The organism is Rahnella sp. ChDrAdgB13 (assembly GCF_017655185.1).
GTDB classification, from domain to species: domain Bacteria; phylum Pseudomonadota; class Gammaproteobacteria; order Enterobacterales; family Enterobacteriaceae; genus Rahnella; species Rahnella contaminans.
Genome location: NZ_JAEMGT010000030.1, coordinates 75,983 through 97,065, shown reverse-complemented (window position 1 = coordinate 97,065; position 21,083 = coordinate 75,983). Strand labels below are relative to the sequence as shown.

The following is a 21,083-nucleotide window of genomic DNA, read 5'->3' as shown; positions in this document are numbered from 1 at the left end:
ACAGCGAGAGTCTTTTTTCGAGCAGGTTCGAACCCGAGGCGAGAGAACCGCGCAGCGGCGGCGTTTGCGGCATTAGCCGGAGTTGCTGAAACATAGCCAGCGAGCGGAGCGCGAAGTAAAAAAGACGCGGAGATTCCAAAGAGGGCTCGTCATAGCCCTCTTTGGTCGGTTTCGGCGCAGTGAGTTAAGTCATCACAGTTATTGAAAAACCGAAACTTTCTCGATCTTTCGACATAGTCACACTGCAAGTGAAAAACCGAAACTTTCTCGATCTCTCGACAGCCTCACACTGCAAGTGAAAAACCGAAATCTTCTCGATCAACGATCAACTGTCAGCCCTCACTGCAAGTGAAAATCCGATTTTAAAGCGGTCCGGGCAAGCCAAGATTTGCCCGAAAATCCCCCCCGTTGTAATCGCGGTCGATTAGCTCCCGTTTCCGCAACTCCGGCAATAACCCGTTCAACAGTAAATCCTCCTGATCCGCCTGACCCAATCCATGTAATGAAATCACATCCAGCACACCCGCGCGGTAGCGCTCTTCTATGGCGTCCGCCAGCGATTCCGGCGTTCCGGCGACAAACCAGTGGCCGGTTTCCTGTGCCTGGATGATCAGTTCGCGCAGCGTCAGCCCCTGTAAGGCGAAACGTTTGAAGATTTCCGCACGCCCGCGACGGCGGTTGACCTGTTCGACGTCCGGCAGTAACCGCAGCGGGATCGGCTGATCCAGCGGGGAATCGCGCAGGTCTATTTCGCCGCCCAACATATCCGCGACTTTGAGCCGCCCCTGCTGATAATCAATCCGCTCGTGCTTTTCGAACAGACGACGCGCCACGTCTGACGGGCTTTCGCCGATGATCGAATGGAACGAGTTCATGATCAGTGGCCGGTTTTCGCGGCGGCCAGACGCATCGGCGTGATGATGCACGCGCTCAACAAAGGCTTTGGCATCTTCCAGCGTCGGCTGCGAGGTGTAGATCACTTCGGCGTATTTCGCACCGAGTTTCAGGCCTTCTTCGGATTGCCCGGCCTGAAATTGTACCGGCCTGCGCTGTGGCGGCGGCGGTACATTCAGCGGGCCCTGTACGCGGAAAAAATCCCCGTGATGATTAATCGGGTGCAGTTTACGCGGGTCAATTTTCACCGAACCGTTCTTACTGCGCGTCACCGCGTCCGGCTGATTGGCGTCAAATAAAGCATTGATGACCTGGATAAATTCCGTCGCGCGGGCGTAACGCACTTCCGGCGCGGGGAGCTGAATGTCACCAAAGTTTTCCTCACCCACCGAGGACGTCACGGCGTTCCAGCCCGCCCGGCCACCGCTGACGTGATCAAGCGTGCCAATCAGTCGCGCCAGATTGTACGGGTGCTGATAGGTGGTTGAAACGGTGGCGATCAGCCCGATTTGTGACGTCACCTGGCTGAGCGCGGCGAGTGTGACAATCGGATCCTGACTGCCGGTTGAACCGGAAAGCCCGTCGGGATCCGCCTGCAATAAATCGGCGGTGAAAAGCGCAGTGAATTTCTCTTTCTCCGCTTTTTTAGCCAGCGTAACAGCACGGGAAATACCGGTATCCGGGCGCGGATCATCAGAGGCGTAGATCGCGCTCCCTGCTCCGGCCAGGGTTTTTAAACGTCTGCGGGATGAACTGGTCAAACTGATCTCCTTTAACGGGAAAGATAAACCTGCGTTAAAAATAGAGAACAGAGGTGATTAAGCCACGAAGAAAAAAGCATTTCATAATCCTGAATATGGATAAGCCGGATTTTGCTGATTATTCCCTGGTTGATCAAAAAAATAATTTTTCGCTAAGTCATTTATTTTCGCTGATAAGCAAATATTGTGATTTTACAACTTAGTAACCTGCCCTTAATAATTCCTTTCAGCCGCCGGTTAATAGCGCGGCATCCTTATTATTTATGCGCTTATTCGAATAATTCATGATTAATGACCTGACGGGAAATGTATGAAATCTTTTGCTGGTGTGCGTTCTCTTTCTGCTTTAACACTTCTGGTGCTTTCTTCCGGGCAGTCGCTGTATGCCGCTGAACAACCTCAGCAAGGCGGAAGCCTGACGTGGGGCGTCGAAACCGAGCCCAATACGCTGAATCCGCAGTTAAACGGGCAATCCAAAGCCGAGCTTATCCTGCGCGTTGCCTATGAATCACTGCTGGCGCGCACGCCGGACGGCGCGTATATCCCGTGGCTGGCGACCGGTTATCACGTTTCCGGTGACGGCAAAACTTACACCTTTACCCTGCGCGATGACGTGAAGTTTTCCAACGGGGAAAAACTGACGTCCACCGCCGTGGCAGAAAACTTCCGACATGCACAGGATCCGGCGTATTGCGCGGGTTCGAGTATTTGTGCGCTGGCCGGGCGAATCGATACCATCGCCACACCGGACGAGCACACGGTTACCCTCACGCTGAAGCAGGTTTACAGCCCGTTCCTCTCGTTTGCTTCCGGCCTGAAACTGATCTCACCGTCGTCGTGGACATCGCCGCAACTGAAAGCCGGTGGCACAGATATCGCAGGCACCGGCCCGTTCATTCTTAAGCGTTATGAGAAAGGCCAGCAGATTGAATATGTGCGCAACCCGGATTACCACTGGGCGTCGTCGAATGCGAAACATCAGGGCCCGGCGTATCTCGAAAGCGTCACGTACCGTTTCCTGCCGGAATCTTCCGTTCGCACCGGCGCGCTGCTTTCCGGTCAGGTGGATGTCATTGAAGGCGTGTCCGGCAACGATGCGGGCGAATTCAAGGACAACACGGATTTCAGCTATCAGCACGCGCTGAACACCGGCACGCCGTATTCGCTGTTCCTGAATGTGCAATATGGCCCTACGCAGGAAGTGAAAGTACGACAGGCGATTTTACAGGGGCTGGATATTTCTCCGATCCTTCAATCGATTTATCGCGGCGAACGCACGCGCGTCTGGGGCATTACGTCGCCGGTTGATCCCTTGTATGACGCCAGCCTGACCGGCAAATACGGCAATAATCCAGCGCTGGCGAACCAGCTTCTGGACGAAGCAGGCTGGAAAACCAAAGGCGCTGACGGCATCCGCACCAAAGACGGCAAGCCACTGAGCATCGAAATTATTCAGGCACAGGCCACCGTGCGTGACCAGCGTGACGTCCTGTTGCAGGCCTTGCAGGCACAGGCACGGCAACGGCTGGGCGTGGATCTGAAAATCCGTTACGTCGATTCCGGGACCTATACCGAAGTCAGAAAAACCGGTCAGTTTGGCTCAATTGCCAACTCCAATACCGACACCGACGGCATCGATATCGAGAACCATTACCTGCCGGTCAATGCCGGTGGCTCGATCAACTACAGCCGCACCGATGCACCGGAAATCATTCCGCTGCTGAAAGGCGCGTCGCAAACGCTGGATAACGCAGAACGTAAAACCTTCTACAGCCAGTTGCAAAACTTTGCCGTATTGCAGCAGGCGCTGGCGATCCCGCTTTACGAGCCGGAAGACCAGATTGCGGCGGCGTCTTACGTTCACGGCGTGGGTTTCAGACCGTTCAAACAGATGCCGGAAAACGCCTACGACGTCTGGCTGAGCAAGCATTAATCAGAAGTAAGGAGCTTTATTATGTCGGCTGAAAGTACCTTTATTCCCCCGCAGCGGCCTAAGCCAGGGCCTTCATGGCGCGGTCGCGTTGTCCGGCGGTTGCTGAGCGGCGTGCTGGTGCTGTGGGCCGCGGTCACGCTGTCTTTTATCAGCGTGTATCTCGCGCCGGGCGATATTGTCAGTTTGCTGATGGGCGAACAGGTACAAACACCGGCGATTGAAGCGGCGATCCGCGCAGAATGGGGGCTGGATCAACCCTTGTATATGCAATATCTGCACTATCTCTGGCGCGTTTTGCACGGTGATTTTGGCCGTTCTTATATGCTCAATACCGACGTCAGTTCGCTGGTGCTATCGCAGCTGTGGCCGACTCTCAAACTCACCGGACTGGCGCTGGTCGTCAGCCTGGTGTTTGCCGTGGTGATGGCAGTGACGACCGCGCACCGCCGCTGGGGGCAACGCATTGCGGGCGGCATCGAGCTGGTTCTGGCCTCGACGCCCTCTTTCTGGCTCGGCATCGTGCTGCTGTTTATCTTCAGCTTTACGCTGCGCTGGTTCCCGGTGGCGGGCGACCGCAGTTTTTCCTCGCTGTTATTACCGGCGTTATCCCTCGGACTGGCGCAGGGCGCGGTGGTTTCTCAGGTATTGCGGCGCGGGCTGGAAGATGCGCTCGACGAACCCTTTGTGCTGACGTTACGTGCGTGGGGGCTGGGCAACCGCATTATCCGTTTACGCCACGCACTGCGCCACGCCGCCCTGCCCGCCGTCACGCTGACCGGCTGGCTGATTGGCGGTTTGCTCAGCGGCGCGGTGATCACCGAGCAGGTGTTTGGCCGCCCCGGTTTGGGCAAAATCACCGTCGATGCCGTTCTGGGTAAAGACCTGCCGGTGGTGCTGGCGGTGGCGATTTTCTCCGCGCTGGTGTACGTCGTGCTCAGTACGCTGGTGGATATTTTATATCTGTTTATCGACCCGCGCCTGCGGGATAACGGCCAGAATGACGGAGAAAAAGCATGAGCCAGTTGCTGATTTCAGGCGGCGTGAAGCGCCGGTTTTCCACCGGTTACCTTCTCGCTGCCGTGTATTTGCTGCTGGTCGCTTTGGCGGTGATTTTCCCCGCGTGGCTGACGCATTTCGACCCGCTGAACGCCGATCCGGTTAACGCGCAACTTCCACCTACCGCTGAACACTGGCTGGGCACCGACCAGCTCGGGCGCGACGTGCTGGCGCGCATCATTTACGGCAGCCGGTATTCCCTGCTGATCAGCCTCGCGGCGATGGCCGTGGCGGTCAGCATCGGCAGCCTGCTCGGCTTACTCGCCGGATTATTCAAAGGCCCGCCCGATGAGCTGATCAGCCGCGCCGTGGACGTGGTTTCCGCGTTCCCGGATTTACTGCTCGCACTGATGCTGATTGCGTTCACCGGCCCCGGCACCACCAATCTGATCTTCGCGCTAGGCGTCGCTTCTGTGCCTCGCTTCACCCGTGTGGTGCGGGCACAAACCTTTGTGGTGATGTCCTCCGGTTACGTGGAACAGGCGCGCACGCTGGGCCTCAAACGCCACGTTCTGGTCTGGCGGCATGTGCTTCCGCATGCTATCGCGCACGTTCCGGCGCTGGCAACGCTCGGGCTGGGCACCGCAATTATCGGCACGGCAGGTTTAAGTTTTCTCGGCATGGGGCCGCAACCGCCGACCGCAGAATGGGGGCTGATGCTGGCCGAAGGCCGTAATTATCTGCGCAATGCGTGGTGGATTGGCGTCTGGCCGGGCGTGGCGATCACCCTGACGGTAATTTCTGTGAACACGCTTGGCCGCTACTGGCAGGCCACTTTTGAAGGGAAACAGCCATGAGCGACGCACTGTTTATTGATATCCGCAATCTTTCGATCACCTTTCCCTCAGCAGACGGCGAAAAACCGGCCGTTAGCGGCCTGAATTTACAGCTCAGACGCGGGGAATCCATCGCGTTCGTCGGCGAGTCCGGCTCAGGTAAAACCGTCACCGCCCGCAGTCTGCTGGGGCTACAGGACGCCAAAGCGCGTATCACCGCTGACCGTTTTGTGATCGACGGGCAGGATATGCTTGGCGCCAGCCAGCGCCGCTGGCGTAAAATTCGTGGCAGCAAAATTGGCTATGTCTTGCAGGATGCGCTGGTGTCGCTTGACCCGTTGCGCCGCATCAGCCAGCAGCTACGTGATGCGTTGCAGGCGAACCGTGCCGGTAAGCCGCACGAGCTGCATCCGCAAAGCATTTCGCTGCTCCAGTCGGTGGGTATTCCTGATGCTGAAAACCGGCTGACGGCGTATCCGCATCAGCTTTCCGGCGGGCTTCGTCAGCGTGTGCTGATTGCCACCGCGCTGGCCGGGAAACCCGGTTTGCTGATTGCCGATGAACCCACCACGGCGCTGGATATGACGGTGCAGAAGCAGATTCTGGATCTGCTGCAACAGCGCCGCGACCGGGGCGAAAGCCTGCTGCTGATCAGCCACGACCTTTCCGTGGTCGGGCAGCTCGCCGACCGGATCCTGGTGATGCATCAGGGCAAAGTGGTGGAAGAAGGCACGGGCGAAAAACTGCTGAGCAGGCCGGATCACCCGTATACCCGCCAGCTGCTCGCCGCCATTCCCGGCCCTGCCACGCGCGGGCTGAAACTCTCCGGCCAGAGCGGCAGGCCGCTGCCCGTCAAAAATATCGCCACCGGCGAACCGGTGCTGGACGTGCGCAATCTGAGCAAGCATTACGCGGACAAAGCCGTGGTTAAGCACGTCAGCCTGACGCTGGCGGCGGGCGAAACGTTGGGGATTGTGGGTGAATCCGGCTCGGGGAAAACCACGCTGGCCAGAATGGTGCTCGGCCTGACGGAACCCGGTTCCGGTACGATTACTATTCAGGGGCAGCGCTGGAGTCAGATCCCCGAATCCGTCCGCAGACTGCAACGCCGCGGGATTCAGCTGATCGCACAAGATCCGCTCAGCTCTTTTGATCCGCGTTTTAACGTGGAAAAAATCATCGGGGAAAGCCTCGACAGCGTGGACATTTTTGGCGATGAACGACGTCGCCGCATCCTTCAGTTGCTCGATGAAGTGCAGCTCGGTGAAGGATTTTTACGGCGGTATCCGCGTGAACTTTCCGGCGGCCAGCGCCAGCGTGTTGCGATCGCCCGCGCTTTTGCGCCGAATCCTGCATTACTCGTGGCCGACGAGCCGGTGAGCGCGCTGGACGTTTCCGTACAGGCGCAGGTGCTCGATTTACTGGCCGAAATGCAGGCGGAACACCGCACCGCGCTGCTGTTTATTTCGCACGATCTCGGCGTAGTACATCATCTGGCGGACAGGGTGATGGTGATGAAAGACGGCAGCGTGGTCGAGCACGGACAGGTCGATGACGTCTTCCACCGCCCTGCTCATCCGTGGACCCAAAAGCTGATTAATGCCCTGCCGGTGGTGAGTTCAAACCGGCAAACGGCGGCAGCGTTTTAAACACCGTTCAGACAAGCCGCTTACCGTCTTTATCCACCACGCATTCGCCGTCTTCTTTGGTGAACGCGCCTTTCTGCGCATCCGGAAGAATATCCAGAACCTTCTCTGACGGGCGGCACAGCGCGGCCCCGAGCGGCGTCACCACTTCCGGGCGGTTCATCAGGATTGGATGCAAAAGTATCGCGTCAATGCGCTGCGCATCGGTGAAGTCCGGATTATCCAGCCCGAGTTCGCCATAAGGCGCGGTGTTAACGCGTCGCAGTTCCCTGACAGAAATGCCCATCGCGGCAAACGGTTTCACCAGTTCTTCACGCGAAGGCGGCGTTTCCAGGTACTGTCAGCGAGGTAAAGAAGCTGGCAAATCTTGCGAAAACAAATTCAATAAGTTCAGAAGCGGGCTTTCTATCAAGGTCAGGAACGTTATTTAACCCTGATTCATCGGGTAAAATATGGCTACCCGCATTTCAGGGTGGCCATGTTTTCTTTGCCTTTTAAGCTAGTCAATGGCATCACACACAGCGCAATTCTTGGAACTCATCTGTTGTAGGTTACCGCGAAAGAAAGGAAAGCCATCAGGAACTCTCTGCCCGTGTGAATCAGGCGAAAATATGAGATTTCACAGATGGCTTAATGGTCTGTTACGCCCGCGATGCCTGACGGCGTTTAATCGATTTGCCCGCAACATACGCCAGCGATGCACACAGCAGGTAGTACATCAGGCCGACAAACAGGAAGATCTCTGCCGGGTAGATTTGCACCCGGTTATTCACCTGCCCCGCGACGGTGGTCAGCTCCGGCACATTGACGATAAACGCCAGCGAGGTGTCTTTCACCAGCGAGATCAGCAACCCGAGATACGACGGCAACAGGTTCGGCCACGCCTGCGGCAGCAGGACATTAAGCAAAACCTGGCTGTAACTCATGCCGGACGCAATCCCCGCTTCGGTTTGCCCGCGCGGCAGTGACTCCAGCCCGGCCAGCGTGGAGTGCATCACCGCCGCCGAGGTAAACCAGGCAAGTGCGATAATCACCGTCAGCGGGCCGGGGATCGAGCCGCCAAACACCACCGGCAGCAGGAAATACAGCCAGAAAATCACAAAAATCAGCGGGATGCCGCGAATAAACGACGCCCACAAAAACAGCAATTTTCGCGTCCAGCCACCGAAACGCCAGGCTAACGCGGCCATTGCGACGCCCAGCACTAACGCCAGCACGCCAGCAGAAACGGCCATGATCAGCGTGAGTAAAACGCCCCCCGGTTCGCCGTCGGCCAGCCTTCCCCACAGCATGTATGTGAAGTTATCGTGCAGAACCGACCAGTCAAATTCCATCGTTCACCTCCGCCTGCGGCCTTTGTTGCGGGCGTTTCGGGCCAAATACTGTCATCAGCCCGCCAAGGATCATCCCCAGCGCCAGATACAGCAACGTGCCGACCGCAAAACCTTCAAAGGCGTGCGCGTTGTAACTTTCAATCTGACTGACCTGATACGTCAGCTCGGAGAATCCGATGCCGGTCGCCAGCGAGGAAAGCTTCATCAGGTTGAGATATTGCCCGGTGATCGGCTGCCAGGCGTTGGTCAGCGCCTGCGGTAACAGGATCGAAAGCAGCAGCGTTTTGCGGCTGAAGCCCTGTGAAATCGCGGCTTCGGTCTGGCCTTTCGGCATCGAATTCAGCCCCGCCTGCACTTCTTCCACCAGAAACGCGGCGGTGAATAATCCCAGCCCCCACGCGGCGCACACAAATTCCGGTGTGAGCCACGCAATATTGCCGGGGAATACCGCCCACGCATGGGTATCGCCGATGTAAAAACGCCAGCTTTGCGGCAGTGCGCCATACGCAGCGAAATACCAGAAAAGCAGCTGAACCAGCAGCGGCGTGTTGCGGAAAACCGACACAAACGCCGCTACCGCACCGCGCGCCAGACGCGACTGACTCAGGCGCAGCGCGATCAGTAACACCACCAGAAGTGTCGCCAGCACACTGCCCGCCATACTGACGTAAAGCGTGGTGAGAAAGCCGGAAATAATCCACTGCAAAGGCTGGCCGGTGAGCACGCCAGCCCAGTCAGGATGCCAGATCATTGCCCCGCTCCTGTTTCAGGATGCAGCGGGAACAGGACTTTTTGCAGAAAACGTTGCGCACGCGGATGCTGCGGCCGCAGGAAGAAATCCTCCGGTTCCGCCTGTTCCAGGATCTCGCCGCCGTCCATGAAAATCACCCGATCGGCAATTTCACGGGCAAAACTCATTTCGTGCGTCACCACAATCATCGTGATGCCACTTTTCGCCAGTTCCTGCATAACCAGCAGGACTTCGCCGATCATCTCCGGATCCAGCGCCGACGTCGGTTCATCGAACAAAATGATGTCCGGATCCGTCACCAGCGCCCGGGCAATCGCCACGCGCTGCTGCTGTCCGCCGGAAAGCTGCTCGGGATAATGCTGCGCTTTGTCCTGCAAACCGACGCGGGTCAGGAGCGCCAGCGCCTTCCCGCGTGCATCACTTTTCTTCCAGCCGTGGACTTTAATCAGCGCGAGGCTGACGTTGTCCTGCGCGGTCAGATGGGCGTACAGGTTGAACTGCTGAAACACAAAACCGATGTGCGTACGTAATTCGCGTAGCGCCGGTCCGCTCAGGCCGCGTGTCGGTTTGTTGTGGATGAGAATTTCGCCATCAGTGACGGTTTCCAGCTGATTAATCAGGCGGATGAGCGTGGATTTCCCCGAGCCGGACGGCCCGCAGACCGCCACCACATCGCCGCTGGCGACGCTCAGACTGACATTCCGGATCACGGGGTGATGACCGAAAGATTTACTGACCTGACGAAATTCAACCGCCGTGGTTTTAGCGGTGTTTGAATGTGAAAAAACCGCAGACGTCGCTGCGGTTGATAAGGAGTCTTGCTGCATGTGCATTACCTTGCATAAAGCGGATTATTTGGCTTCAATCTTGAACAGACGTGGCTGCGGAGATTTTGTCTGCGGGCCAAACCAGACGTTATAAATGCTCACCGCCTGACCGTTTTTCTCCAGATTCAGCAGCTCGTCATTCACCACTTTCAGCAGGCTGGTTTCGCCTTTTTTCACGCCAACGCCAATCTCTTCTTTGCTCAGTAATTCAGGCAAGACTTTGTATTTTGCCTTGTCCGGCGCGCCATCCAGCAATCCTGCCAGAATGGTGCTGTCCTGCGTAATCGCCTGCACGTTGCCGTTACGCAGCGCAGAAAGTGCCAGAGGTATATCGTCGTAAGACAACACGCGCGATTGCGGGAAGCGGTTATGCAATTCCTGCTCGCCGGTGGTGCCTTTCACCGCGCCGATACGCGCCGTGGCGTAGGCGTCGAGTTTATCCGGTGAACTGGCCGGCACCAGGAACTGCTGGCCGGTCACGAAATAAGGGAGGGAGAAATCGACCACTTTCGCGCGTTCCGGCGTGATGGTGATATCCGCCACAATCAGATCGGCTTTGCCGGACTGCAATAACGGAATACGGTTCGCCGGATTGGTCGGCACCAGTTGTAATTTTACGCCCAGCGTTTTCGCCAGCGCTTTCGCAAAATCAACGTCATAACCGACGATATCGTGCGTTTTGGCATCCACAGAACCGAACGGTGGATTGGAATCAAACGTAGCCACTTTCACCACGCCGGCTTTTTTGATATCAGCCAGCTGATCTGCATGGGCTGCAAAAGTTGAAACTGCGCTGAGCGCCAAAAACAGACCGGCGGAAACAACGCTTTTATTGAATTTATTTTTGATTACTGAAGAAGCAGCCATAGTTTTTCCTTATAAGTCATCTTAAGAGGGCTCGCGCCCTAAATTTATAATCTGGCAGGTAAATAACGTTTTTGTTTTGTAGGTCAGAGAATTGCATATAGGAACGGGCGGCTGCCACTAACAAAAAAGGATATAGATGGATGATTAATGCATAAGGGTTGGATCTGAGTGGCAAGATGCGGGGGCGCATCTCTGGTCAAAGCCTGGGCTCGTGGCCAAAACCCATAAAAAAAAGCGTCCTGTTAGCGCTCAGCAACCTGAACGCTAACGGACGCCTTCATCCGTAATCTCTCTGTACTGACGTATTTCACTCATGTCATAAAAGCTAATGCAGCTTGTATGCCAACTTAACCGTCCTAACAAATTCAGAACGTTAGCCAGGAAAAATTTTAGCACTGGTGATTTTTTGCACCAAAAATGTCCGTTATGCCCTGCCGGAAGGCAATAATTCCCCCGGTTGCTGAGGCTCTTCGAACACTTCACCGGATTTGCGGCGTTGCTCGAGAATGGCCAGCACTTCAGCGTGTTTGTCTTCGGTGAAATCGAAGAACCACATGAAGCCAATGCGGATTAATGAGCCGATTGCGGGCAACAGGCTGATACCGAAGAACAAGCCATTCATCACGCTTTCCGTCTGGTGAGCGGCCTGCGGAACGTAATGAATCGCGGTCAGGAATATCCCTACCAGCCCGCCGCCGACCGCAACGGACATCTTCCCGGTAAACGTCTGGCCGGAGAACGTGATCGCCGCGCAGCGTTTATTGGTTTTGTATTCGGCATATTCGATGGTGTCGACAATCATCGCGGAGGTAAACAGGTTGCTCATCATGACAAATACCGTGCTGAGGCCCAGCAGAATAAACAGCCAGGTCATGTTGTGATATCCGCTGAACCACAAGATGACGCGCACCACAATATCCAGTGCGCAAAGCACAATAAACAGGGAACGTTTTTTATAACGCCGCGTTAATAACGGTGCGGTCAGACAGGCAATCGCCGCTAATATTCCCATCACACCAATTGCCGCCTGTAATGCACCATCGCCCATATTATAAATAAAGAAATAGATGTAAATGCCGTTGGCAATATTGTGCAGGACACAGAAAAAGAATGCCGCCAGAACAAAGAACAGTGGCCGGTTATTTTTCAGGTTATGAAACGTATCGCGCATGGTGACTTTTTCACTGCTTGGCGGTACACGTTCTTTGATATTCCAGAACCCGTTAATCATCAGCAGCAAGCCGATCACCATCATCACCACAGTTGCCATAAAGTAACCGTGATCGCCGGAGCCCGGCGCGAAAAATGCCGTCAGCCGCGGGAAGAAGATCGACGCGCAAGCGATACCTGCGTTCACGCCCAGCACGGCGGCGGTGACCGCTTTGGTGCGTTCTTTCGGCTCCGAGCTCATCACCGAACTCATCGACCAGAAAGGAATATCCGAAATGGCGTACAACGTGCCCCATAATATATAAGTTGCACCGGCGTAGAGAATTTTCGTCCCCATCGGCGCATCAATATTATAAAACGAGGCCAGCGTGACCAGCGTAATCAGGAAAGGCGCCAGCAACATAAAGTGACGAAATTTCCCGAAGCGGGTTTGGATGGTGTCCATGACGCTGGCAAATAACGGATCGTGTATGGCATCCCACGCGCGGGCGACCAGAAATATCGTGCTCGCCGCCAGCGCGGAAATACCCAATACATCGGTGTAGAAATAGTTAATAAAGGAACCCACTAATCCGAAACTGAAGCATTGCCCCAGCCCGTAACCAAAATAAGACCACAATTCCCTGGACGGGATTTTCATTGAAATCGTCATTTTTATTCAGCCTCGCACTTCCCTGTGCAACATGTTGAAGGGTTATTTCATACGCGTTAAACGGCGGACAAGATCCATTTCAGCGCGACGGAACGGGATACCGTATTCGTCCAGCACATCGTGGAACCACAAATGGGCGTAATCATGATTGCCCTTACGCACTACCGGCCACGGCAGCGTGGTCTGGGTTTTTCCGCGCACCAGCCCCCACTGATAACACCCGGCGTTGAAGGCGCTGAACAACGGCAATTGCTCTTCGAAAACGCTGCCGACGTGGCGCGCCAGCCATTCGGTACACAGCATCGGGCGGTTGAATTTCTGCCAGAAACGCAGCGCCTGCAGAAGTTTTGGCGTGGCGACGTAGGCATGAAAGCTGATGACATCAGACAGTTTTGCCGCTGCGACATCAATCGGGTGCGTAAAAAACTCACTTTCCGGCTGATCCAAATCCTGCGAGAAATGCCACGCACCGACGGTCAGCGGTTGCTGCGGGTCTTCCTCACGTGCCCAGACAAACGCCTTTTGCATCAGATCGAGCGCGAAAACTTCCAGCTTTTCGTCATACAACACTTCTTCCAGCCCGGTCGCAAACGTGCCGCGGTTACCCGGTTCGTTGTACAAATCCCAGATAGCGATACGGGTGTCAGTGCGAAAATGGCGGATGAGGTCGCGCACATAATCCTCAATCTGCGGCCACATTTCGCGGTTACACACCACGTCGCGCCCCGGACTCGCTGCCGCCTGGCTGTTATGTTTTCCCGGCTCCGGCGCTTTTTGCGGCCCGAGATACGGCTCATCGCCAGAAAAACCGCAGTCGTCCATCAGCGTCAGCATCACTTTTATCTGATGACGTGCCGCGATACTCAGGAACTGATCGATGCGCGCCAGCAACCCGTCGCGGTCAACCTGCCAGACAATAAACGGCAAATTGATGCGCAGCTGGTTGTAACCGGCGTCGTGCGCCCAGCCCAGTTCCTGATCGATAGTCGGCGCATCGAATGTTTCGCGCTGCCAGAGTTCCGTCCAGTTCACCGCCGTGCGCGGTAAGTAGTTGAATCCGCAAATCCATCCCTGCTGTTGGCTCCACTGTGCTGCCTGCTGTTGATTCCATTGCTCTTTCATCGTTTTTTCCTCGCATTATCGTTCATTGACTAATATTATTAGCTAATGTTTATTACCTGACTGGCATTGCTGCAAATCCGTCATGCGGGTTCTGCTGGTGAGATCACACTCTTTTTAGCCAGCCTGCGTGGTGGTCGGGCAAAAAAGACCGCTGTGATATAGTGAAAAAGGAGAGATAAATGGCAGACGGGAAAAGGGAAATGGAGAAGAAAAACAAAGTCACGATGAGTGATATTGCGCGGGAAGCCGGGGTTTCGCAGGCCACCGTTTCACTGATTTTAAACAATTCACGTTCCGTCAAACTCAGCGAAGAAACCCGTGAACGCGTGTTTAATACCGCGCTCTTGCTGGGTTACAAAAAAATGCCAGCCCCCCACCGGGACAACGGTCAGGAAGAAATTGCACTGCTGATCAACGGGATGCCCAGCTATGACCCGTTTGTTGATGCCCTCAGCGAAGCCCGGGAAGCCGCGTGGCGGCATGATACGCTGCTGACGATTTACGATTACGGCGACGACGCAGAACTGGCTGTGCGGATCATCGCACAACTCAATCAGCGGCGTTGTGCAGGCATAATTATTGCGTCGCCCGTTACACAGTCCATTGATTTCTCTCCCTTTGTTAACCAGACGACGTTACCGGTCGTCCTGCTGAATGTGTACGACCGCGCGTATCCGCTGCTGCCCACTTTCCTGCCTGACGACCGGGCAAACGCGTTGCAAATTACACACCATCTTATTGATCAGGGGGCCACGCGAATCGCACACATCATGGGTGATAACTGGATGGAAGCGTGTGAAAAGCGTCTCGAAGGTTACCGCGAAGCCCTGACGCAGGCGGGAATGACGCCCGACGACCGGCTGGTGCAGGCCACCAACTGGTCACTCAATGAAACCTATCGCGCAACGTTGCAACTGATGGATCAGCCCGAACCACCGGATGCGATTTTCTGCTCCAGCGACTGGATGACCATCGGTTGTTATCAGGCGCTGACCGAACTGCATCTGCGAATTCCGCAGGACATTCTGGTCGCCGGATACGACGATCAGCGCATCGCCGATCAGATGACGCCAAAACTCACCAGCGTCCAGTTGCCGTATAACGAATTAGGCCGGATGGCGGTGGAATATTTGTGCTCCGGCGAAGACGCCGCCACGCGCGTTATTATGGCGGGGAAATTGAAGGTTCGGGCGAGTACGGTCAGGTAAATTATCTGTTTTAATGGCGATTAAAGTATGACATTGATAATAGTCAGAAAAACAAACTAAGGGGTTCAATACCCCTTTCACTAAATAATACTGATTACCTACTTTGATAAATCAGAACTTAACATACCCCATAAAATATTATCTTATGCGCGTTATTGTGAAATCAGGCAGGCTTTATTTTAGTTAGAAATAATAATTTACCTGCCCAGTCAGAATGACTTTATAAGGAAATATTTTATGTCATGGAATAAAACGGCTGCCGTTGCACACGCACGCTGGCGTGCAGGCTCGACATCTACAGGTAATTGCGCGACATTTACACGAGAAGCCATTGAAGCCGGTGGCGTCAATATCGGACATACTCACGACGCCAGAAACTATGGAAGCCTGCTTGAAAGTGCAGGATTCAGACCCTTAGGTTCCGGTGAGGATCCACGGGAAGGTGACGTTGTGATCATTCAGCCTTATGCAGGAGGGCGTCCCGAAGGACATATGGCAATCTTTGACGGACAAGTCTGGTATTCTGATTTTCGTCAAAGGGATATGTGGGCCGGTCCGGGTTACAGAAACGCCCGCCCACACTATGTTATTTACAGGAAAAACTAATGCGCTCCTTTATTTTAATGATAATGCTCAGTCTTGCCGGTTGCGCTACGCACCAGAGCGCAGAACAGCGAGTTGAAACTTTTTACAGGCAGTATCTGAATAGCTTAGTGAAACCTGATCAAGACATGAACATTAATTCACCACTGAATGATGAATATATCGCTGTCGATACACGCCATCGAATTTCTGAAATACTCGCCATTCCCGAACAGGAAATCATAAGCTCCGATTATTTCACTTATACTCAAGATTATGCGCCCGGATGGATTGATAAACTTAGCGTGACTAACATTCATGATTTTATGGGCGGCAAGTTGGCCGATGTGAATATAGGTATTGAAGAAGGCAAAACGCTAAAACTAGCTGTGTACCTTAAAAAAGAAGATGAGGAATGGAAAATATATCGCGTGCGCAATGTCAGCGATGATGACGAGCAGAATATCTTTGATGATTACGCCATTTCATCTGCCCGGCATTATGCGGATAACAATTAAACAATCGTCATCTTTTGAATTTTAAAGGCCAGAGTATTCTGGCCTTTGACGTAATAACTACTCCAAATCCCCTCCGTTACTGGCTATCACTTTTTTGTACCAGTAAAACGATTTCTTACGGGTTCTTTCCAGCGTGCCGTTGCCACTGTCGTCACGGTCAACGTAGACAAAGCCGTAGCGTTTGCTCATTTCGCCGGTGGAGGCGGAAACCAGATCGATGCAGCCCCACGAGGTGTAGCCGATGACCGGGATGCCGTCGGCGATGGCTTCGCCCATAGCTTTGATGTGTTCGCGCAAATAACTGATGCGGTAATCATCGACGATTTCGCCCTGCGCGTTGATTTCATCTTTTGCGCCGAGGCCGTTTTCCACCAGGAATAACGGTTTCTGGTAGCGGTCGTACATCATGTTCATGGTGATGCGCAGGCCAAGCGGGTCAATACCCCAGCCCCATTCGCTGGCTTTGATGTGAGGGTTTTTCAGTGATTTTACGATGTTCGCCGCGCTGCTGTTGTTGTCGTTCATGTCAGCGGACGCACAGCGCGAGGCGTAATAACTGAAGGACACGAAATCGACGGTGTTTTTGAGAATGTCGTCATCACCCGGCTGTTTATCGATGACGATGCCTTTTTCAGCGAATACGCGGCGGGTGTAGGACGGATAAGCGCCACGCGCCTGAACGTCGATAAAGAACAGGTTTTCGCGGTCTTTTTGCAGCGCCGCCCAGACATCTTCCGGCTTGCAGGTGCGCGGATAGAAATTCCCGCCCGCCAGCATGCAACCGATCTGATTTTCAGGGTTCACTTCATGGGCAATTTTCGTGGCCAGCGCGCTGGCAATCAGCTCATGGTGCGCCGCCTGATATTTGACCTGCTCCTGATTTTCGCCCTCTTCGAACACTAAACCCGCGCCGGAGAACGGGCTGTGCAACAGGATATTGATCTCATTAAACGTCAGCCAGTATTTCACCAGCCCGTCGAACGCCTCAAAACAGGTGCGCGCATAACGGGCGAAAAACTCGACCATTTTGCGGTTCCGCCATGAACCGTACTCAATCACCAGATGCATCGGCACATCGAAATGACACAGCGTAACCAGCGGTTCGATGCCGTATTTTTTACACTCGGCAAAAACGTCACGGTAGAACGCAATGCCTTCCGCATTCGGCGTTAACTCATCGCCATTAGGATACAGACGGCTCCAGGCAATTGAAGTACGGAATACGGTGAAGCCCATTTCGGCCATCATCGCGATGTCTTCTTTATAACGATGATAGAAATCAATCGCCTGATGACTCGGGTAAAACTCTGTCGCGTCCAGACGGAAGCGCTTTTCCTGACCGGTTTTTACCGCCAGACGATGCGCACCGTGCGGGATCATGTCGACCGTCGTCAGGCCTTTGCCGCCTTCAAAACTGGCACCTTCGGCCTGGTTTGCGGCAATCGCGCCACCCCATAAAAAGCCGTCAGGAAATAAAGATGCTGCCATGAATTACTTCTCCTTTAATGTGAACGCGCTGCGTCGGCTGCCACCGGCAACGGCGCAGGCGTTGTGATCTCTGCAGTTTTGCCCTCTTTCGGCGTCACGGTTTCCACGGGAATATCTTCAAATCCGAGTAACAGGGTGATGACAAACGAAAGCACCACCGCGAGGATCATGACGCCCGCCACCCAGACAAGGGTCATCGGATTGGACGGGTCGAAGAACTGGACGCTGGTAAACAGGCCCGGCGACGCCATCGAATGGCTGGCGAGGCCGCCTAAACCGGCAATACCGCCGCAGATAAAACCGCTGATTAAGCAGGCGATGAGCGGACGTTTAAGCCGCAGCGCCACGCCGTAAAGCGCAGGTTCTGAAATCCCGGCCACAATCGCGGAAGCCGCCGCTGCCAGCGCGGTCTGGCGCAGCTCCGGGTTTTTCGTCCGCCACGCCACGGCCAGCGATGAACCGCCCAGTGACAGGTTTGCGCCGATTTCTGACGGCATCACCATGCCTTCTTTGCCGGTTTCAGCAATGGTCTGAATAATGGTTGGCGTGAACACGCGGTGCATGCCAGTCATCACCAGCAGCGGCCAGGCCGCGCCCATAATCGCCACCGACAGCCAGCCGAGATAGCTGTGAACGGTGTACACCACGGCGGAAATACCGGTACCAATCCAGATGCCCAGCGGCCCGATCAGCACGATGGCGATCGGTGCGGCAATCAACATGATCAACATCGGCTTGAGGAAATTTTTGGTGACGACCGGCGTAATGCGATCCACCCATTTTTCGATGTAGGACAGCAGCCACGTCATGCACAGCGCGGGGATCACGGTGTAGGTGTATTTCACCGCCGTGACGGAAATGCCGATGAATTCAACTTTCTGCCCCTGCGCGGCTTTCGCCATCAGGTCGATAAATGCCGGATGCACCAGGATCCCGGCAATCGCAATCGCCAGCGACATGTTGGTTTTGAATTTCACCGCCGCCGACGCGGCCACCATCACCGGCAGGAAGAAAAACGCGCCGTCGCCGATGGTATTGAGGATCACCAGCGTTGAAGCGCCCTTTTCAAACACGCCGGTCATATCCAGAATCATCGCCAGCAGTTTGACCATCGAACCGCCGATAATCGCCGGGATCAGCGGCGACATGGTGCCAATCAGCGCATCGAGAATTCCTGCACCAATCCGCTTGAGCGTAATTTTGTTTTTGGCAGGTGCATCGCTGGCCGCCGCAAAGTCTTCCGGAAGCAGTTTCAGCACTTCGGCGTAAGCCTGCGACACGTTATTGCCGATGATCACCTGGCACTGTTTTTCATTGCGCACCACGCCCATCACGCCGGTGATGGATTTCAGCGCCGCCGCGTCCACGACGGATTCGTCGTTCAGCACGAAGCGCAGGCGCGTCATGCAATGCGTAACCGCAACCACATTGCCCGCTCCGCCGATGGCATCGACGATTGACCTGGAAATTGCTGCAAAATTTTTAGCCATGAGTGATAACTTTTTCGGATTCATAGGGTTATGAATAATTATCTTTCCGGGAAGCCTTTTTTATGAAACGTAGCGGGCTTTTTCCGAAACAGTAGGTAACCGGTTTCACACGAGAATGTTCAGTTCTTCTTCTGACTTCAATAAATAAATACAACACCGTTTCATTTTTGTGATGACGATCTCCTTGCGAAGTGAAATCGTCTCAGCACGCGCGGAATGTGTAGAATGGCGAATAATTTTTCTCATCCGGAAGGTGCCTGATGTCGACAATGCAGGAAGTTGCAGCCAAAGCGGGCGTCTCGAAAGCCACGGTTTCCCGTGTGCTTTCCGGCAAGGGTTATGTGAGCCAGGAAACCAAAGATCAGGTCTATAAAGCCATTGAGGAAGCGGGCTACCGGCCCAATTTACTGGCAAGAAATCTGGCAACCAGCAAATCGATGTGCATCGGGCTGGTGGTAACGAATACGCTGTATAACGGGCATTATTTCAGTGAATTAATTTCTCAGGCTGCGAAAAAACTCGACGCCAACGGACGCCAGCTGATTCTGGTGGATGGTAAACACAGCGCGGAAGAAGAACAGGACGCCATTCAGTTTTTGCACGATTTGCGCTGCGACGGCATTATTATTTATCCGCGTTTTTTATCGGTCGATGAAATGGATTTGCTCATCGACAAATATAAAAAACCGGTGATGGTCGTGAACCGCAAATTACGCAAACATCAGAGCCACTGTATTTATTGCGACCACAAAGGGTCGAGTTTTAATGCCACACAGGCGCTTATTGAACGCGGACATCGGGATATTGCGTTTATCACCGGTTCGATGGATTCCCCGACCGCCATTGAGCGGCTTTCCGGTTATCGCGACGCGCTGACGGCATCCGGTTTACCGGTAAAAGAATCGCTGATCGTTAAGGGAAAATGGTCACCGGCCAGTGGCGCGGCGGCGGTGGAAACGTTGTTGTCGTCCGGGCTACCCTTCACCGCCCTGCTTACCAGCAATGACGAAATGGCGATCGGTGCGATGAAGCAGCTCAGCATCGCTGGAATTGCCGTGCCTGCGCAGGTTTCGGTGATCGGGTTTGATAATATTCCGACCGCGCCTTTTCTTATTCCGGCACTGTCGAGCGTGAAAGATCCGGTGAGCGACATGGTCAGCGAAGTCATCAGCCAGATTATTTCCATGCTCGATGGCGGCTATTTATCCGAAAAGAATAAGTTTGTGTCTGAGCTTATTTTGCGCGAGTCAGTGACCGACGGTCCTTATAAAGTCGTGCAGTAATTCCCGAAAGTTTACCGGCGCGCTTGCAGGAAATACCGTAAGCGCCCTGCACTTCCCTCAGCTTTACGTAAACGCAGTTTAAATTTTCCGTTAACCCCCCTTTATTAAGCCTTATCCGAATTGTCGTTTTCCCGTTTGCCCCGCAAAGTCTGTGTGTTATCAGAAAACACCGTCAAAACGGGAACGGGGAATACAATGATTAAGTCAGGAATAGTTGTTCTGTGTGCGTTGCTGGCGACCGCCAGCCTGAGTGCTTACGCTGAAGGCCCGCACAACGGGCCGGTCAGTCAACCGCAGCCGGTTCATAAAGTTCACAAGCCTGTCGTGAAACACAAAAAACCGCATCATCAGGTTAAACCTGCGCCGGTTCACCCTAAAGCGAAGCCAAAACTACCGGTGAAGCACGAACCCAAACCGCCGCGTCCGTAACCAAAATTTAACAGGCCGCAATAGTTTGCGGCCTTTTTATTTAACACATTGGATCCCCTCATATTTTCCTTAGCTTTTCATGCCATTCCGCTAAAGTTTCATTCCTGTTGCGCCGATAACGAATCTGGTCACTCAAACTCAAAAGTGCAATTTAACTTAAGTCCAATCTTTTAGCTAAAAACGCTTAATTTTAAGCATGTTAGAAGCAAAATTTGGCGAACTAAGAATTATCTTATGCTAACGTTTCATGAGCACATCACAGCAAAAATGCGTCGGGACAGGCGCACTATTTAGCC

Annotated in this window: 18 protein-coding genes and 1 pseudogene; 9 read left to right on the top strand and 10 right to left on the bottom strand. The window is 54.1% G+C overall.

The genetic code is table 11. The features are described 5' to 3' along the window. Positions 1 to 362 precede the first annotated feature (362 nt). Positions 363 to 1,655 (bottom strand): NtaA/DmoA family FMN-dependent monooxygenase, encoded by a 1,293-nt coding sequence (locus J8X26_RS10270; protein ID WP_165057346.1) that lies wholly within the window; start codon positions 1,653 to 1,655, stop codon positions 363 to 365. A gap of 310 nt (positions 1,656 to 1,965) precedes the next feature. Between J8X26_RS10270 and J8X26_RS10265 the strand changes: the two genes are divergently transcribed. The 4 genes from J8X26_RS10265 to J8X26_RS10250 are packed head-to-tail and all read left to right on the top strand — an operon-like array spanning position 1,966 to position 7,069. Then, positions 1,966 to 3,588, top strand: coding sequence for an ABC transporter substrate-binding protein (locus J8X26_RS10265; RefSeq protein ID WP_208950842.1), 1,623 nt, complete (start codon positions 1,966 to 1,968; stop codon positions 3,586 to 3,588). Between the two features lie 21 nt (positions 3,589 to 3,609). Beyond that, the gene (locus tag J8X26_RS10260) at positions 3,610 to 4,605 is read left to right on the top strand and encodes an ABC transporter permease (RefSeq protein WP_208950841.1); all 996 of its coding nucleotides are present in this window, start codon (positions 3,610 to 3,612) and stop codon (positions 4,603 to 4,605) included. Next, complete coding sequence (locus J8X26_RS10255) at positions 4,602 to 5,441, top strand: ABC transporter permease (RefSeq protein ID WP_165057340.1); 840 nt, start codon at positions 4,602 to 4,604, stop codon at positions 5,439 to 5,441. The genes J8X26_RS10260 and J8X26_RS10255 overlap by 4 nt, the downstream gene beginning before the upstream one ends. Continuing rightward, entirely contained in the window at positions 5,438 to 7,069 is a 1,632-nt protein-coding gene (locus J8X26_RS10250; RefSeq protein WP_208950840.1) for an ABC transporter ATP-binding protein, read from the top strand. Before J8X26_RS10255 ends, J8X26_RS10250 begins: the two co-directional genes overlap by 4 nt. Before the next feature lie 7 nt (positions 7,070 to 7,076). Here J8X26_RS10250 and J8X26_RS10245 read toward each other — a convergent pair. The 7 genes and pseudogenes from J8X26_RS10245 to J8X26_RS10215 form a co-directional block, all read right to left on the bottom strand. Next, positions 7,077 to 7,403 (bottom strand): annotated as a pseudogene (locus J8X26_RS10245) (ArsC/Spx/MgsR family protein); the annotation flags it as partial. Positions 7,404 to 7,707: 304 nt separating this feature from the next. Next, on the bottom strand, positions 7,708 to 8,400 hold the full coding sequence (locus J8X26_RS10240; RefSeq protein ID WP_165057336.1) for an amino acid ABC transporter permease: 693 nt from the start codon (positions 8,398 to 8,400) through the stop codon (positions 7,708 to 7,710). Next, positions 8,390 to 9,151, bottom strand: coding sequence for an amino acid ABC transporter permease (locus J8X26_RS10235; RefSeq protein WP_208950839.1), 762 nt, complete (start codon positions 9,149 to 9,151; stop codon positions 8,390 to 8,392). Before J8X26_RS10235 ends, J8X26_RS10240 begins: the two co-directional genes overlap by 11 nt. Beyond that, complete coding sequence (locus J8X26_RS10230; protein ID WP_208950838.1) at positions 9,148 to 9,978, bottom strand: amino acid ABC transporter ATP-binding protein; 831 nt, start codon at positions 9,976 to 9,978, stop codon at positions 9,148 to 9,150. Before J8X26_RS10230 ends, J8X26_RS10235 begins: the two co-directional genes overlap by 4 nt. A gap of 24 nt (positions 9,979 to 10,002) precedes the next feature. Then, the gene (locus J8X26_RS10225) at positions 10,003 to 10,845 is read right to left on the bottom strand and encodes an ABC transporter substrate-binding protein (RefSeq protein WP_165057334.1); all 843 of its coding nucleotides are present in this window, start codon (positions 10,843 to 10,845) and stop codon (positions 10,003 to 10,005) included. A gap of 424 nt (positions 10,846 to 11,269) precedes the next feature. Further along, complete coding sequence (locus J8X26_RS10220; protein ID WP_152326080.1) at positions 11,270 to 12,667, bottom strand: MFS transporter; 1,398 nt, start codon at positions 12,665 to 12,667, stop codon at positions 11,270 to 11,272. Between the two features lie 42 nt (positions 12,668 to 12,709). Continuing rightward, positions 12,710 to 13,789 carry a cellulase family glycosylhydrolase gene (locus J8X26_RS10215; RefSeq protein ID WP_208950837.1) on the bottom strand — a complete coding sequence of 360 codons (1,080 nt, stop codon included), beginning with the start codon at positions 13,787 to 13,789 and terminating at the stop codon, positions 12,710 to 12,712. Positions 13,790 to 13,989: 200 nt separating this feature from the next. Between J8X26_RS10215 and J8X26_RS10210 the strand changes: the two genes are divergently transcribed. The 3 genes from J8X26_RS10210 to J8X26_RS10200 all read left to right on the top strand — a co-directional run bounded on the left by J8X26_RS10210 (position 13,990) and on the right by J8X26_RS10200 (position 16,097). After that, complete coding sequence (locus J8X26_RS10210; protein ID WP_208950846.1) at positions 13,990 to 14,997, top strand: LacI family DNA-binding transcriptional regulator; 1,008 nt, start codon at positions 13,990 to 13,992, stop codon at positions 14,995 to 14,997. A 237-nt stretch (positions 14,998 to 15,234) separates the two neighbouring features. Next, complete coding sequence (locus J8X26_RS10205; protein WP_152326078.1) at positions 15,235 to 15,603, top strand: hypothetical protein; 369 nt, start codon at positions 15,235 to 15,237, stop codon at positions 15,601 to 15,603. Then, positions 15,603 to 16,097, top strand: coding sequence for a DUF3828 domain-containing protein (locus J8X26_RS10200; RefSeq protein ID WP_208950836.1), 495 nt, complete (start codon positions 15,603 to 15,605; stop codon positions 16,095 to 16,097). The genes J8X26_RS10205 and J8X26_RS10200 overlap by 1 nt, the downstream gene beginning before the upstream one ends. 57 nt (positions 16,098 to 16,154) lie before the next feature. Here the strand turns inward: J8X26_RS10200 and J8X26_RS10195 are convergent, their stop codons facing one another. Continuing rightward, positions 16,155 to 17,585: a 6-phospho-beta-glucosidase gene (locus tag J8X26_RS10195; protein WP_208950835.1), complete on the bottom strand. Its 1,431-nt coding sequence runs from the start codon at positions 17,583 to 17,585 to the stop codon at positions 16,155 to 16,157. Between the two features lie 14 nt (positions 17,586 to 17,599). Beyond that, positions 17,600 to 19,075, bottom strand: a complete 1,476-nt coding sequence (ascF, locus tag J8X26_RS10190) for a PTS cellobiose/arbutin/salicin transporter subunit IIBC (protein ID WP_208950834.1) — start codon at positions 19,073 to 19,075, stop codon at positions 17,600 to 17,602. Positions 19,076 to 19,335: 260 nt separating this feature from the next. Here ascF and J8X26_RS10185 point away from each other — a divergent pair, with 260 nt between their 5' ends. After that, on the top strand, positions 19,336 to 20,358 hold the full coding sequence (locus J8X26_RS10185) for a LacI family DNA-binding transcriptional regulator (protein ID WP_208950833.1): 1,023 nt from the start codon (positions 19,336 to 19,338) through the stop codon (positions 20,356 to 20,358). Between the two features lie 195 nt (positions 20,359 to 20,553). Next, the gene (locus J8X26_RS10180; RefSeq protein ID WP_208950832.1) at positions 20,554 to 20,787 is read left to right on the top strand and encodes a hypothetical protein; all 234 of its coding nucleotides are present in this window, start codon (positions 20,554 to 20,556) and stop codon (positions 20,785 to 20,787) included. Positions 20,788 to 21,083: the final 296 nt, after the last annotated feature.

Bases quoted from the DNA above. Each gene is read 5' to 3' on its own strand.
- J8X26_RS10235 (WP_208950839.1), bottom strand. From the start codon at position 9,151: ATGATCTGGCATCCTGACTGGGCTGGCGTGCTCACCGGCCAGCCTTTG.
- J8X26_RS10260 (WP_208950841.1), top strand. From the start codon at position 3,610: ATGTCGGCTGAAAGTACCTTTATTCCCCCGCAGCGGCCTAAGCCAGGG.
- J8X26_RS10185 (WP_208950833.1), top strand. From the start codon at position 19,336: ATGTCGACAATGCAGGAAGTTGCAGCCAAAGCGGGCGTCTCGAAAGCC.
- J8X26_RS10250 (WP_208950840.1), top strand. From the start codon at position 5,438: ATGAGCGACGCACTGTTTATTGATATCCGCAATCTTTCGATCACCTTT.
- J8X26_RS10225 (WP_165057334.1), bottom strand. From the start codon at position 10,845: ATGGCTGCTTCTTCAGTAATCAAAAATAAATTCAATAAAAGCGTTGTT.
- ascF (WP_208950834.1), bottom strand. From the start codon at position 19,075: ATGGCTAAAAATTTTGCAGCAATTTCCAGGTCAATCGTCGATGCCATC.
- J8X26_RS10195 (WP_208950835.1), bottom strand. From the start codon at position 17,585: ATGGCAGCATCTTTATTTCCTGACGGCTTTTTATGGGGTGGCGCGATT.
- J8X26_RS10205 (WP_152326078.1), top strand. From the start codon at position 15,235: ATGTCATGGAATAAAACGGCTGCCGTTGCACACGCACGCTGGCGTGCA.
- J8X26_RS10240 (WP_165057336.1), bottom strand. From the start codon at position 8,400: ATGGAATTTGACTGGTCGGTTCTGCACGATAACTTCACATACATGCTG.
- J8X26_RS10200 (WP_208950836.1), top strand. From the start codon at position 15,603: ATGCGCTCCTTTATTTTAATGATAATGCTCAGTCTTGCCGGTTGCGCT.
- J8X26_RS10265 (WP_208950842.1), top strand. From the start codon at position 1,966: ATGAAATCTTTTGCTGGTGTGCGTTCTCTTTCTGCTTTAACACTTCTG.
- J8X26_RS10215 (WP_208950837.1), bottom strand. From the start codon at position 13,789: ATGAAAGAGCAATGGAATCAACAGCAGGCAGCACAGTGGAGCCAACAG.
- J8X26_RS10180 (WP_208950832.1), top strand. From the start codon at position 20,554: ATGATTAAGTCAGGAATAGTTGTTCTGTGTGCGTTGCTGGCGACCGCC.
- J8X26_RS10210 (WP_208950846.1), top strand. From the start codon at position 13,990: ATGGAGAAGAAAAACAAAGTCACGATGAGTGATATTGCGCGGGAAGCC.
- J8X26_RS10230 (WP_208950838.1), bottom strand. From the start codon at position 9,978: ATGCAGCAAGACTCCTTATCAACCGCAGCGACGTCTGCGGTTTTTTCA.
- J8X26_RS10255 (WP_165057340.1), top strand. From the start codon at position 4,602: ATGAGCCAGTTGCTGATTTCAGGCGGCGTGAAGCGCCGGTTTTCCACC.
- J8X26_RS10220 (WP_152326080.1), bottom strand. From the start codon at position 12,667: ATGACGATTTCAATGAAAATCCCGTCCAGGGAATTGTGGTCTTATTTT.